The 12,672-nt window shown below is 58.5% G+C and carries 10 protein-coding genes and 1 riboswitch; of the genes, 4 read left to right on the plus strand and 6 right to left on the minus strand.

What is annotated here, in order from left to right; all coding sequences use genetic code 11:
* Positions 1 to 4: 4 nt before the first annotated feature.
* Together RWL87_RS08015 and RWL87_RS08020 are read right to left on the minus strand one after the other, a co-directional pair.
* Positions 5 to 907 carry a hypothetical protein gene (locus RWL87_RS08015; RefSeq protein WP_313969517.1) on the minus strand — a complete coding sequence of 301 codons (903 nt, stop codon included), beginning with the start codon at positions 905 to 907 and terminating at the stop codon, positions 5 to 7.
* Between the two features lie 30 nt (positions 908 to 937).
* Positions 938 to 1,468: a hypothetical protein gene (locus RWL87_RS08020; protein ID WP_313969518.1), complete on the minus strand. Its 531-nt coding sequence runs from the start codon at positions 1,466 to 1,468 to the stop codon at positions 938 to 940.
* A 349-nt stretch (positions 1,469 to 1,817) separates the two neighbouring features.
* On the opposite strand from RWL87_RS08020, the gene RWL87_RS08025 reads away from it, so the two are divergent.
* From RWL87_RS08025 to RWL87_RS08040, 4 genes are all read left to right on the plus strand, one after another.
* Positions 1,818 to 2,477 carry an ATP pyrophosphatase gene (locus RWL87_RS08025; protein WP_313969519.1) on the plus strand — a complete coding sequence of 220 codons (660 nt, stop codon included), beginning with the start codon at positions 1,818 to 1,820 and terminating at the stop codon, positions 2,475 to 2,477.
* Between the two features lie 68 nt (positions 2,478 to 2,545).
* Positions 2,546 to 3,208 carry a hypothetical protein gene (locus tag RWL87_RS08030; protein WP_313969539.1) on the plus strand — a complete coding sequence of 221 codons (663 nt, stop codon included), beginning with the start codon at positions 2,546 to 2,548 and terminating at the stop codon, positions 3,206 to 3,208.
* 248 nt (positions 3,209 to 3,456) lie between these two features.
* The gene (locus RWL87_RS08035; RefSeq protein ID WP_313969520.1) at positions 3,457 to 3,696 is read left to right on the plus strand and encodes a transcriptional initiation protein Tat; all 240 of its coding nucleotides are present in this window, start codon (positions 3,457 to 3,459) and stop codon (positions 3,694 to 3,696) included.
* Positions 3,697 to 3,885: 189 nt separating this feature from the next.
* The gene (locus RWL87_RS08040) at positions 3,886 to 4,626 is read left to right on the plus strand and encodes a DUF6318 family protein (protein WP_313969521.1); all 741 of its coding nucleotides are present in this window, start codon (positions 3,886 to 3,888) and stop codon (positions 4,624 to 4,626) included.
* A 120-nt stretch (positions 4,627 to 4,746) separates the two neighbouring features.
* Here the strand turns inward: RWL87_RS08040 and RWL87_RS08045 are convergent, their stop codons facing one another.
* The 4 genes from RWL87_RS08045 to RWL87_RS08060 all read right to left on the minus strand — a co-directional run bounded on the left by RWL87_RS08045 (position 4,747) and on the right by RWL87_RS08060 (position 12,301).
* Complete coding sequence (locus RWL87_RS08045; RefSeq protein WP_313969522.1) at positions 4,747 to 6,729, minus strand: M13-type metalloendopeptidase; 1,983 nt, start codon at positions 6,727 to 6,729, stop codon at positions 4,747 to 4,749.
* Between the two features lie 229 nt (positions 6,730 to 6,958).
* Positions 6,959 to 8,404, minus strand: coding sequence for an MFS transporter (locus tag RWL87_RS08050; RefSeq protein ID WP_313969523.1), 1,446 nt, complete (start codon positions 8,402 to 8,404; stop codon positions 6,959 to 6,961).
* Positions 8,405 to 8,919: 515 nt separating this feature from the next.
* Positions 8,920 to 11,247, minus strand: coding sequence for a 5-methyltetrahydropteroyltriglutamate--homocysteine S-methyltransferase (gene metE / locus RWL87_RS08055; protein ID WP_313969524.1), 2,328 nt, complete (start codon positions 11,245 to 11,247; stop codon positions 8,920 to 8,922).
* Positions 11,248 to 11,395: 148 nt separating this feature from the next.
* Positions 11,396 to 12,301, minus strand: a complete 906-nt coding sequence (locus RWL87_RS08060; protein ID WP_313969525.1) for a methylenetetrahydrofolate reductase — start codon at positions 12,299 to 12,301, stop codon at positions 11,396 to 11,398.
* A gap of 117 nt (positions 12,302 to 12,418) precedes the next feature.
* A riboswitch (SAM riboswitch) is annotated at positions 12,419 to 12,535 on the minus strand.
* Between the last annotated feature and the right edge of the window lie 137 nt (positions 12,536 to 12,672).

Here is a 12,672-nt window from a genome sequence, read left to right on the forward strand (position 1 = left end):
CGGTTTAGCTGGCTGCAGGTTCAGCCTCCGGCTCCTCCTCGTCTTCCTTCTCGGGGATAGCGACACCCACGGTCAGGTACCTCTTCACCAGCAGGTACGAGGCGATCACCGGCACCACGTACACCAGCGACAACCCGCTACCGTACTGCACAACATCCACGGCAAGACGGGCCGCCGCCAAGCATCCACCCAAACCCACCAGGGCTATGCAGAAGCCACGCAACACACCATACCCGGCAGTGCCCTCCTCAAAGGTCGCCGCCCACAGCTTGAACAGGGCGCGGCGCACAAAAATCAGGAAGACCGGCACCAGGCACAGCACCACCGAAACACCCACAGGCTCATAACCGGCAGTGGCGAACGAAACCACCGGAATCAGCAGGCAGAAGAACGCTATCAGGGCACTCACACCCAGCACGACCGTGCGTACGTACCGGTTGATGCGCTCCATGCGGCGCAGGTTAGGGATCTCCTCGTTCGGCTCCGCGGCGTTGTAGAAGAACAGCAGAAGAACCAGCGCGGACACCGCCACATACCAGGGCGCGAAATTGATGCCGTCCGTCTGCGGGGTGAGGGCAACCTGCGGGACACCCGCGAGGGAGAGAGTAGCGAGCAGAATAATCGCAGCAACGCAGAACGTGCCCACCGTCAGCAGAAAGTAATGGTACACGCCGCCATTCTTTGCATCCTGCACACTGTGCTTGTGCGTGCCGTCAATCATCACGACGGAAAACAGCATCGTAGAAATGGGGATGACGTTCCAGGCGTACTCACCCGTTATGACAGGGACAAGCAGGAGAAGCACGGACGCGGAGAACAGAATCCACAGAAATACTCGCTGCAGGGTTGTTGAGGATGCGAGGGCCACCTCAAAAAAGCCGATGATAAAGTCGCCGATATCGTCCATGGTGGATTCCTTTCTGGGGGGGGGGAGAGGCTACTCTTTGATCTCTTCGAAGCGGAGGACGCTGAAGTCGAATTCATCGTTTCGGGTATCGAAAGACTTGTACGCCCTATATTTCTTGCCTGTCTCAAAGTTCTGGAGGTACTTGCGGATGGGGATACCATCAGGGGATTTGCTCGATGTGATGATTCCGCACTCTTCCGTTTCGAATTCACCAGAGATTGAGTAGGGGTCCTCGTGCTCAATGATTTCGACTGAGGTAACAGTGCAGATAGCGGATTCATTGCCCGGGTTGTAGTTGGTCATGAAATGTATGAACACAAGGCCCCCTAGCATGACTGCCACGAATATGACGGCGTCGCGTGCATCCCACGCAGCTTTTGCTATTTCGCGAAGATCCTCTATGAAGTCGAAATTATTCTTCTTTTTCTTGGTGTATCTCTTTTTGAGGGTCTTTTTTATAGCCCCAGTTTCGGTAATGTAATTTGCCTCTGGGTAATTCTTTTTCTTCGAGGTGTTCCTTTTCTTTGAAACATTCTTTTTCCTGGGGGAGTTATTTTTCACTGCTCTTCACCTTCTTTCTGGGCTGCAGGTTGTTATTCTGTGATGTCTTCAAAGCGGGTCGTCTCAAAAACAGTGCTCATGGTATGTACGTCCTTGTGCGGTAGTGGTTGGTGAATCGTGCTCGCTACGGTGAGGCGGCGGGCACATCCTTAGCCTATCGCACCGTATCTGACCAGAAGGTTAACTCGATGCGATGCTCGGGTGAAGACTCGGCAACCACTCCGCGGATAACGCGAATCCGTGCTTAACCACCCGATTTCCTCGGCTACTCTGAGAACGAACCCGCACCCTCCGCACCGTTGCCGGAAGGCTGCCGGTCACCGATAGATAGAAAGGCTGGTGAGCGACCATGGTCAACACCATCATGATTTTCATATGGGGCGCACTCGACTCCATACTGATCTACAAGGTTCTCCGCATCGTCGTCACGTACGAACTCAACCGACGCCGCGAAAAGAAACTACGCGCCGAAGCTGTATACGTCATGCGAACGAACCGCTTCGAAATTGCTACCTATGCCCTAGTAATTCTCTCGTTTGCGATAGGAGTCTTCGTCATTCACCTAGGGGAAGACGTAGGATTCCACTTCGCATTCGACTTTATTGGCCTCGGCATGACCGGCTTTTTTATGTTCTTCTTCTGGAACGGCGCCGGTACCTACACTAAAATCTCGCCCGAAGGAATCGAAAGGGGAGAGCCGTGCAACGATACGGTGTTCTTCCCGCTCAACGCGATTGACTCGGTCTCATACGACAACAACACCGACCGCGAATACGCAGACTCCCTCCACTTCTACACAAAATCCGGCAAACTGGTCGCAGAATTCTGTCCCGTCTTCGGCAGCTACCCCCTCCTCGCAATGACCCGATTCAGGATTGAAAACGACCGCTGGCCAGACATTGGCAACCCCGAGGACACCGCCCAGATTAATGCCTGGGCGAACCGCCGTTCTACCCTCCGGTACTTCCGCTACGGCAAAATCTCCGGTCTCGCCGAAGTCGACATGTAACCCGCACCCTCCGCATTGCTGCCGGGAGGCTGCAGGTCACCGATAAACAGAAAGGGCAGTTGACCACCATGATAATTACCTACACCATGATTGCCGTATGGGGCGTACTATGCCTAGGGCTGATGTACAAAATCTGCCGCACCACTATCGTCCATGAGATGAGTCGCCGCCACGACAAGAAGCTACGCGCCGAAAACATATACATCATCCGAGGTAAGCTTCGCAGCGTCATCCTGACCAGCGCCGCTGTTCTCGTATTTCCCGTCGCAATATTCCTGGCGCATCTACTTGGCGGCATGGGATTCCACCTTTTCTTCGACATCGCAGCGTTCTGCGCCATGTGCATCGCAATGTACTTCTTCTGCGAAGCCGTTGAAGGATACTCCGAAATCTCGCCGGAAGGAATCGAAAGGGGAGAGTCATTCACAGACACGGTCTTCTACCCGCTCAACGCGATCGACGCGGTCTCATACAAGCAGGGCTCTAACGGTAGCGACCCAGACACCGTCACTTTTAAAACAAAATCAGGCAAGACGATTACGGATTTCAGCCCCGGCGATGACTGCTACTTCCTCCTCGCAATGACCCGATTCAGGATCGAAAACGACCGCTGGCCAGATATGAACAACCCCGAAGAAGCCGCCCAGGTTAAGGCGTGGATGAACTGGAACTCCACCATCCCGCACATCAGGGACAAGAAAATCACCGGCCTCGCCGAAGTAGACATGTAGCCCGCAATTTAGGCTGTTTTCAGCCCGTATTTAGTGCGTGCCCGGTGTGTTTCTCAACCAATATTTCCGCAATTTTTCTGTCGGAAGAACGTTGACTAGCCCGCATTGTCTAACCCTCAACTAGAAGGTGCACTCTGCGCGCAAAAACATTAACGTTGAGGCTTACAATAAGAAAGGTTCAAAGCACAGCCGCAAGCCGTGCACGCACCATGTCACTTCACAGAAACACCGATCCCGAAAGGCACATCATGGCCACTAAGAAGCCCGCACGCCTCACCCGCCGCGCAGCACTCGCCGCCGCAGGCGCAGGTGCAGCAACCGCCCTCGGCGCACTGCTCACCCCCGCACAGGCAAACACCTACCGCCCGACCGTGCGCCGCACCCCCTACAATGGCTACTACTCCAACCGTTACGGCCGCCGCACCCGCATCGTCATCAGCGACTACTACGGCAACTCCTACAGCCACTACTACTATTACGGCGGCTAAACCCAGCCCCTAACCCCCCGGATGCGCGGGGGACCGGCTGGGCGGCTGACGGGGCGACCCCGCGGCGCCCAGCCACAAAACATATACTGGAAGACGGCACCACACTCGTGTAGTGCCGTCTTCCCGTTAGATGCCCCAGGCATCACCCGCACCACGGTGCGGAAAATGCACCACAGATAGAGAGAACCCATGAAGAACGTAACCCGCCGATCCGCCCTCGGCCTGCTCGCAGCAACCGGCGGCGCAACCCTCCTCGCAGCCTGCGGCGCTCAGCCCCAGGCAACCAGCGGCAACGCATCCGAGAGTGCATCCGGTAGCGCATCTGCTTCTGCGTCGGCATCTAAGACCGCACGTAGCGACTACTCCGGCGTTGCAGTCCTGGACGGATACACCTCCAAGCCTTCCGACTACCAGGCGGCAACCCGCACCGAGCCGTCCAAGAACGCCCCCGTGCCCGTGAAGCCCGCCGTCGCCAACGAGAACAGCGTAGAAGGCCTGTACCAGTCCATCGCATTCTTTGGCGCCGCCCTGGAATACTACATGCGTACCGGTAAGACTGAGCCCCTGCGTGAATGCGCACTCGACAAGTCTGAGCTGAAGAGTATGATTGAGCCGGAAAGTGGCACCCTTGGTGAGAAGCTGGTCAAGGGCGAAGCCTGGATGCACGACGCATCCGTTGTCATCACTATGCTTTCCGCGCAGCCCGAACGTGAGGGTGACACCTACAACTGGGATATTCGCCTGACCATGGATCCCGGCGAGTTCATTGCAAGCAAGGACCGCGTGCAGGAAGCTCCCTCCGAATCGGAACGTAAGGACGAGGTGGAGCGCACCCTGCACGGTGTTTACGAGAACGGTGCGTGGAAGCTGGCCGGTATGCGTGCTTCTTCCTCTTCGTCCTCGGCTTCGTCCTCGGCTTCTGCTTCCTAAAAGCTTCAGCCTAGAAGCGCATAGCTTCTAAAAGCAAAAAGGCGCCCGCTCCGTGGTTTCAACCCACGAGGCGGGCACCTTTCTTATATGCGCAATAAAGCATATACCCTTATTGGGATACTACCAGATGCGCACACGCTCCTCCGGAGCTAGGTACAGTGCATCGCCCTCAGAGACGTCAAACGCCTCATAGAACTCATCAATATTGCGCACCACACCGTTCACACGGAACTCATCCGGCGAGTGCGGATCCACCGAAATCATCACCTCGGCGTGCTGCGGGCGGGACTTCGTGCACCAGCCGCGAGCATTCGAGAAGAAGAAACGCTGAATAGCGGTCATACCGTCAATCACCGGCGCGTCAGCCAGCGACTCAATGCCCTGCTTCTTCAGAGCCAGGCGGTACGCCTTCAACGCAATCGACATGCCGGACAGGTCGCCAATGTTCTCACCCAGAGTCAGCTCGCCGTTCACGTGGAACTTCGGGTCCAGACCCACCGGAACGTACGCGTTGTACTGCTCCACCAGGGCTGCGGTGCGCTCCTTGAACTTCGCGTAATCCTCCTCAGTCCACCAGCTCTCCAGCTTGCCGTCGCCGTCGTAGCGGGAACCCTGATCATCAAAACCGTGACCAATCTCGTGGCCAATAATCATGCCGATATTGCCGTAGTTCGCCGCGTCGTCAGCATCCGGGTTGAAGTACGGCGGCTGCAGAATCGCTGCCGGGAACACAATCTCATTCGCCGGGGGCATGTAGTATGCGTTCACGGTCTGCGGAGTCATCAGCCACTCCGACTTGTCCACCGGCTGACCCTTACGGGCAATCAGCCAGTCAGCATCAAACGCACCGGTACGGCGCAGGTTCTCGAACAGGTCACCGGGCACGAGCTCCAGTGCGGAGAAGTCACGCCACTTATCGGGGTAACCAATCTTGGTGACGAACTTCGACAGCTTCTCCAGCGCCTTCTGGCGGGTTGCCTCAGTCATCCAGTCCAGCGACTCGATAGACTCGCGGTAGGCTTCCAGGAGGTTGCCGACCAGAACCAGCATCTTCTCCTTGTGCGAGGGCGGGAAGTGCACAGCCACGTACTCCTTGCCAATCTCCTCACCCAGAGCCTTCTCGACAGCGCCCACGCCGCGCTTCCAGCGCTCACGAATCTGCTGGGTACCCGAGAGGGTCTTGCCGTAGAAGTTGAAGCTCTCCTGAACCAGTTCGTCGTACATGAACGGTGCACGCGAACGCAGAACAGTCCACACAGCCCACAGCTTCCAGCTCATCAGTGGAATGGAGGTGAACAGCTTAGCCGCACCCTCAAAGAAGGACGGCTGAGCCACAATAACCTGGCCCAGGGTCTCCGGGTCGGCACCCAGCGCCAGCAGCCACTGGGAGAACGGGAAGCCGGGGAACTTCTCCTCCAGCTCGGTCGCCTGGTACGGGTTGTAGGTCGCCTCAGCGTCGCGGTTCTCCACGACGTTCCAGTGCAGGCGAGCCAGCTCAGACTCGTGAGTGAACACCAGCTGAGCTGCCTGCTCCGGAGTCAGGCCGAAGCCCTCAGCCAGACCGGTCAGCTCAAACATGCGGGCAATATGCTCAACATACGCCGCACATGCAGCCTCATGCTTCTCTTCACGGTAGTACGATTCATCCGGCAGACCCAGACCCGACTGGTACAGGAAGAAGGTGTAGTTCTTCGGGTCCTTCGGATCGTTGCTGGTGTACCAGGCGAACAGCTGAGGCAAACCCGCACGAGACAGCAGCGCCAAGGTCACAGCAAGGTGGGAGGGGGTTGCCGAGTTCAGAATCGGGGCGATTTCCTTCAGCAGCGGCTCCAGGCCGTCCGCCTCAATCTTCTCAACATCCATGAAGGAGTTGTACAGCGCGCCGATGCGGGACTCCGGCTGCTCCTTCGCGATTTTCTCCACCAGCTCACGCACGTGCTTCTCTGCGTTATCGCGGAGGGTGTACAGGCCGCCATCCTTGGGGCGATCCGCCGGGATTTCGTGGGTAGCAAGCCACTTGCCGTTGACGTGGCGGAAGAAATCGTCGCCCGGCTTGACGGTTTCGTCCACCCATTCTTTAGTGATTCCAGAGTTAGTAGTCATGGTTCCATTCTATGTTCTTACGCCCGCAAGCCACAGGATGACCGGCATGCCGTCAGATGCTGGCTCACCGGTACAGGTGCTTCTCAGAGGCGTTTTAGGCGGCAGAAAGGGCAGGTAGCCCCTCGAAGGATGCAGAAAACCCGCCCGCACGGTCACACGACCGTACAGGCGGGTTAACATCTACCCTCTGAACTTATCTCTAGTTCAGGAAAGAAGAAGCACTATTCGCTTAAGCCTGTGCCTTCGCAGCCAGCTTCTCTGCACGCTCAGCCATCATGCGCTTCTCGGCACCGTTGACCAGCCACAGGAACAGCACAGCCAGACCGGAGCACACAATCATGAAGACGAACGCGGTGCCCCAACCCCAGTGGTCAACAATGATGCCGATACCGGCAGACGCCAGGGTTGCACCCAGTGCGTAACCGAACAGGCCGGTGAATCCCGCGGCGGTACCCGCAACGTGCGAGGGGGACAGGTCAATAGCCTGCAGACCAATCAGCATGACCGGGCCGTAAATCAGGCCACCAATCAGAGCCAACGCAACGTACGCAATCCACAGGGGTGCATCCGAAGAAGGCAGCCAGTACAGCAGAATTGCGCCAACGGTCGCAACCAGGAACAGAATACCCGCGGGGGAGCGGCGACCCTTGAACATACGGTCAGAAACGTAACCGCACAGGACGGTGCCACCAATACCGGCAAGCTCCAGAATCGAGAAGCCCGCAATACCGCCCTCAAGGGAAGCGTGACGCACATCGTGCAGGTACTTCGGCGCCCACACCAGCACGCCGTAACGCAGGGTGTACACGAACACGTTCGCCAGAGCCAGGTACACCATGGTCGAGTTGGTCAGCACGTGCTTACGGATGGTGGTCCAGGTGGACTCTGCACGATCCTCAGCGGTGGACTCAACCTTGTGCGGGTCGTTGCGGTACACATCAACGGTGGGCAGACCCTCAGCCTCGGGGTTGTCACGAATCAGCAGCCACGCAACGAATGCCAGAACGAAGCTGATAACAGCCGGGAACCAGAAAGCAACCTCCCAGGTCTTGCCGAACATGGAGAAGCCCCACGCAACCAGCAGACCGGACAGCGCACCACCAACGTTGTGGGCGGTGTTCCACCAGGAAACCTTAGTACCGCGCTCGCTGGTGGAGAACCAGTTCACGAGCACACGACCCGAGGGAGGCCAACCCATGCCCTGGAAGATGCCGTTGAATACCATGATGGTCGCCATGATGGAGGCGATAGCGGCACCGTAGCCCGCCGCACCCGCACCTTCACCCATGTAGCCGGTCAGTGCCAGCAGAATGTTTGCAACACCCGAGAGCACCAGACCGATGGGCAGGAACAGACGCGCATTCGAGCGGTCAGAAATCATTGCGGTGAAGAACTTGCTGAAGCCGTATGCCAGCAGCAGTGCGGTGGACAGTGCACCAATTGCGGCGTTGCTGAAGCCAAGTTCCTTGGTCAGAATCGGGGTGACCAGCGGGACGTTGTTACGAATCAGGTAGAAGGTCGCGTAACCGATGAAAATACCCATGAAAACCTGCAGACGCATGCGCGGGTACTTTGCATTTACTTCAGCCTCGCTCAGTTGAGGCTTGGGTGCCGGAATAGCGAGCCAGCGGGGTACAGAACCCTTCTTCTTCTTTGATGAAGTGGTAGTAGTCATGCTGGAATTCTAAAAACGGATTCTTATAAAAATGCTAATCCGCTGGGCATATTTTCAGTGGATTGTTCATAGGGGTGAACGGATATTCAGAGCGATTATTCTATAAACACTGTTTTTTCCCCGGAATTACGGGGAAGTGCTAAATCTATGTGATGCAGGTCTGTCTACTGGGCAACATTGCCTCAAGTTGTGTAATGAATATAAATACTTTCTCTGTTGAGTAAGTATGTGTTTTGGTCAGACCACACTTAAATTTAGAGTAATTTATACCCTAAGTTCAAATAAAAACCACTTAAACACCAGTACATCGGCGCTCTAAAACAGCACAGAAAAGCCCGCCCGTACAGTGCAGAAGAAAAACTGTACGGGCGGGCCGTTATCTATCCCCAAAAGCTCGGCACACAGTCGGTACACATACCGGCGGGAAGCCGAACGGCCGCCACCTGCCGCAGGTCACCGCGAGCAAACCATCATCCGGTCAACCCACGGCAGGCAGCGGAGCCAAGAGGCGCCTCCTAGAGGGATGCGCGAATCGCCTTGGTGGCGTCCACCAGGTGACGCAGAGACTGCTTGGTCTCCTCGTAATCACGAGTCTTCAGACCGCAGTCCGGGTTCACCCACAGGTCAGCAATGGTGCCGTAACCAATCGCAGCCTTCAGCAGGGACTCAATCTCATCCTGCGAAGGAACACGCGGGGAGTGGATGTCCCACACGCCCGGGCCCAGACCGGAAACGAAGCTCTCCGGAATGTCAGCCAGCAGCTCCATGTGCGAACGAGCCGCCTCAATGCTGGTCACGTCAGCGTTCAGAGCGTTAATCGAGTCGATAATCTCGTTGAACTCCGAGTAGCACAGGTGGGTGTGAATCTGGGTGGAATCCTTCACCGCGCTGGTTGCCAGGCGGAAGGAGTTCACCGACCAGTCCAGGTACTGCGGCTGCTCATCGCGGCGCAGGGGCAGCAGCTCACGCAGAGCCGGCTCATCCACCTGAATGATGCGGATGCCCGCCTGCTCCAGGTCGGCAATCTCGTCGGCAAGAGCCAGAGCCACCTGGTTAGCGGTCTCGCGGCGCGGCTGGTCGTCACGCACGAAGGACCACGCCAGAATCGTCACGGGGCCGGTGAGCATGCCCTTGACGGGCTTGTCGCTCAGCGACTGTGCGTGGGAGCTCCACGGCACGGTGAACGCCTCACCGCGCAGACCCTCACCGTGACGCTTCACGTCACCGAACAGGATCGAGGGGCGGGTGCAACGCGAACCGTAGGACTGCACCCAGCCGTGGCGGGTGGTTGCGAAGCCGTCGAAGTTCTCAGCGAAGTACTGAACCATGTCGTTACGCTCAGCCTCACCGTGAACCAGCACGTCCAGGCCCAGCTCTTCCTGCAGCTTGATGACCGAGGCAATCTCGTCACGCAGGAAGCCGTTCAGCTCCTCGGCGGAAATCTTGCCCGCACGAGCCTCCGCACGGTGGCGGCGAATCTCAGCGGTCTGGGGGAAGGAGCCGATGGTGGTGGTCGGCAGCTTCGGCAGGTTCAGGTCGGCCTGAGCCGCGCGGCGAACGTCAATGGTCGGACGGTCGAAGTCCTCGGCGGTCACAGCGGCGGCGCGGGCACGAATCTCGTCGTTGTGCTTGCGCGGGTCAGCGGCGAAGCGAGCCAGCGCCTCGTCAGCAGCCTTCAGTTCGGGCTCAACAGCAGCTTCACCCTCGGCCAGGCCGCGAGCCAGCAGAGCAATCTCGGCAACCTTCTGGTCTGCGAATGCCAGGCCGTCCACGGGAACCTCGGCGGGATCCTCAAGCTCCAGGTCGTGCGGCACGTGCTGCAGGGAGGTCGAAGAGGACACCGACACGGCACCCTCGGATGCGCCGGGCAGTGCCTCCAGAGTCTTCAGGGCGGCGCGAACGTCGGCACGCCACACGTTGCGGCCGTTCACAACACCGGCAACCAGGTGCACGCCGGCGGCAGAAACGGAATCCTGCTCAGCCTTCGAGTACACGCCGTGCACCAGGTCAAGGTGCAGAGCCTCAATGCCGGTACCCAGCAGTGCCGGCAGGTTCTCACGCAGGGAACCGTAGGGGCTGGTCACCAGAATCTGCGGGCGCTTCTCGCCGGCAGCCAGGGCACGGTAGGTGCGCTCGGCAAGCTCGGCAACCTTCGCGTTGTCGGCACGGTCCACGGTCAGGCCCGGCTCATCCAGCTGAACCCACTCAACACCGCGCTCGGCCAGCTGCTCAAGCACCTGAGCGTACGCTGCAACGAACTCGTCCAGGCGGTCGATGGGTGCGAAGTCCTCAGCGGAACCCTGCTCGGCCTTAGCACCCAGCAGCAGGGTCAGCGGGCCAACAATCTGCGGGCGAACCTTTACACCAGTCTGCTTTGCGACCTCGAGCTGCTCGTCAATAGCCTCAAGGTTCAGCTTAATCTCGGTGGACGCACCAATCTCGGGCACCAGGTAGTGGTAGTTGGTGTCGAACCACTTGGTCATCTCCAGCGGGGGCAGGGTCTCGGTACCGCGCGCCAGTGCGAAGTAGCCGGGCAGATCCAGCAGGCCGCGTGCGTCCTTAGCCTCAGCCAGACGCTCGGGAACCAGGGTGAACAGGCGAACCACGTCGAGCACCTGGTCGTAGTAGGAGAAGGTCGCCGGAATCGAGTAGTTATCAGCCTTCAGGCCCGCAGCGGTTACACGCTCAAAGTAGGTGCGCTGCACGTCAGCGGCGGTGTCCTGCAGCTCCTGCAGGGTTGCCTTGCCCTTCCAGAAAGCCTCCTGAGCCTTCTTCAGCTCACGGAAGCGGCCCACGCGGGGGTAGCCAACAATGGTGGCGGCGGGGAATGCGGTGTTCGACATAATAATTTTTTCCTTTACTGGGGATAGAACTGGGAGAATCAGCGGGCCCTGCTGGCCCCGTCGATGGGGCCGAGATCCGCGGGATGCTCCCGGGGTACTTTGGGGGAAACTTAGGTGGCGCATCCGCGCCGGGTGGAGCGGGTCGCGTTTAGGCGAATTCCAGCTCGCTCAGGGGCTGGGAGAAACGGTTGCTGTATCGGGGCAGGTCCAGCTGGTCCAGAACGTCCAGCACCGCGGCATGCTCGTTGAAGGTGAAGAAGTGCAGGCCCGGTGCGCCCGCATCCATCACGGTGCGGCACTGGTTCAGCGCGTAGTCTACGCCGATGCGGTGCAGCTCTGCGCTGCTGGTTGCCGTCTCCAGGGCGTACGCGAGGTCCGCCGGGACCGACATGCCCGCCATCTGGCAGAGGTTCTGCAGGCGCTTCAGGGAGGTCACCGGCATGATGCCCGGAATAATCGGGATGTCCACACCCGCCAGGCGAGCCGAATCGACCAGGGCGCTGTAGCGCTCATCCTCGAAGAACACCTGGGTGATAGCGAAATCCGCGCCGGCACGCTGCTTCGACAGCAGAATCTCAATATCCTGCAGTAGGGATGCCGACTCCGGGTGCTTCTGCGGGTACGCCGCCACACCAATGGACACCTTGCCAGCCGCCAGGTGGGCGAAATCTTCGCGTTCCACACGGCGAATCAGCTCCACCAGGTAGCGGGCGAAAGGAAGCTCAGAAACCTGACCCTCCTGAATATCACCGCGAAGAGCCAGGAAGCCGCGCACGCCCAGACCCAGAATCAGACGGACCGCACGCTCCAGCTCATGCACCGAATGGCCTGCACAAATCAGGTGAGCCAGCGGGGTGAGGGAGGTTTCATGCACCAGGTGGTCGAGCAGCGCCAGCGTCTTCTGACGGCGCTTCGCGTCACCGGAGTAGGTGACCGAAACGTAGTCGGGGTTGGTACCCTCAAGCTCCGCAATGGTGCGGAGCAGCGACTCACAGCTCGCCTGTGAGCGCGGAGGGAACAGCTCAAAAGAAAGAGCCGGGTGAACTGTCGTCATAACCATCCTTCGTGTTCACCCGATAGATACGCACCGTGAGGATGCGCGAATTCTTCTGCAGGATGTGCTGTACCGGTTTGCGGGTACGACTCATCAAGGGGTGCCGAAGGGTATTCTTCTCTATCGGTTCTGGCGGGAGCACCTTGTCCGTACCCTGCACCGTGACGGTGGGGGATACTGGCGAGGTTGCTGCGACGTCGACGAGCCAGATCTCTCGGTCGCTCTTGATAGATAACGCTTTTACTCTACCCACCGTCTCCGAGGGCGTGCAAGGGGTGCGGCGGTTGATGCCCTAATATTTCTGGACATGACATTCGGGCGAAATATGAACTTAATATGACCGACTATGACAAAGGGCGGCTGGAGGTGTT

This window comes from uncultured Rothia sp., assembly GCF_963555405.1.
Lineage (GTDB): Bacteria > Actinomycetota > Actinomycetes > Actinomycetales > Micrococcaceae > Rothia.

Excerpts from the sequence above, each read along its gene's own strand:
- RWL87_RS08060 (WP_313969525.1), bottom strand. The coding sequence starts at position 12,301 with ATGACGACAGTTCACCCGGCTCTTTCTTTTGAGCTGTTCCCTCCGCGC.
- RWL87_RS08040 (WP_313969521.1), top strand. The coding sequence starts at position 3,886 with ATGAAGAACGTAACCCGCCGATCCGCCCTCGGCCTGCTCGCAGCAACC.
- metE (WP_313969524.1), bottom strand. The coding sequence starts at position 11,247 with ATGTCGAACACCGCATTCCCCGCCGCCACCATTGTTGGCTACCCCCGC.
- RWL87_RS08015 (WP_313969517.1), bottom strand. The coding sequence starts at position 907 with ATGGACGATATCGGCGACTTTATCATCGGCTTTTTTGAGGTGGCCCTC.
- RWL87_RS08050 (WP_313969523.1), bottom strand. The coding sequence starts at position 8,404 with ATGACTACTACCACTTCATCAAAGAAGAAGAAGGGTTCTGTACCCCGC.
- RWL87_RS08025 (WP_313969519.1), top strand. The coding sequence starts at position 1,818 with ATGGTCAACACCATCATGATTTTCATATGGGGCGCACTCGACTCCATA.
- RWL87_RS08035 (WP_313969520.1), top strand. The coding sequence starts at position 3,457 with ATGGCCACTAAGAAGCCCGCACGCCTCACCCGCCGCGCAGCACTCGCC.
- RWL87_RS08030 (WP_313969539.1), top strand. The coding sequence starts at position 2,546 with ATGATAATTACCTACACCATGATTGCCGTATGGGGCGTACTATGCCTA.
- RWL87_RS08045 (WP_313969522.1), bottom strand. The coding sequence starts at position 6,729 with ATGACTACTAACTCTGGAATCACTAAAGAATGGGTGGACGAAACCGTC.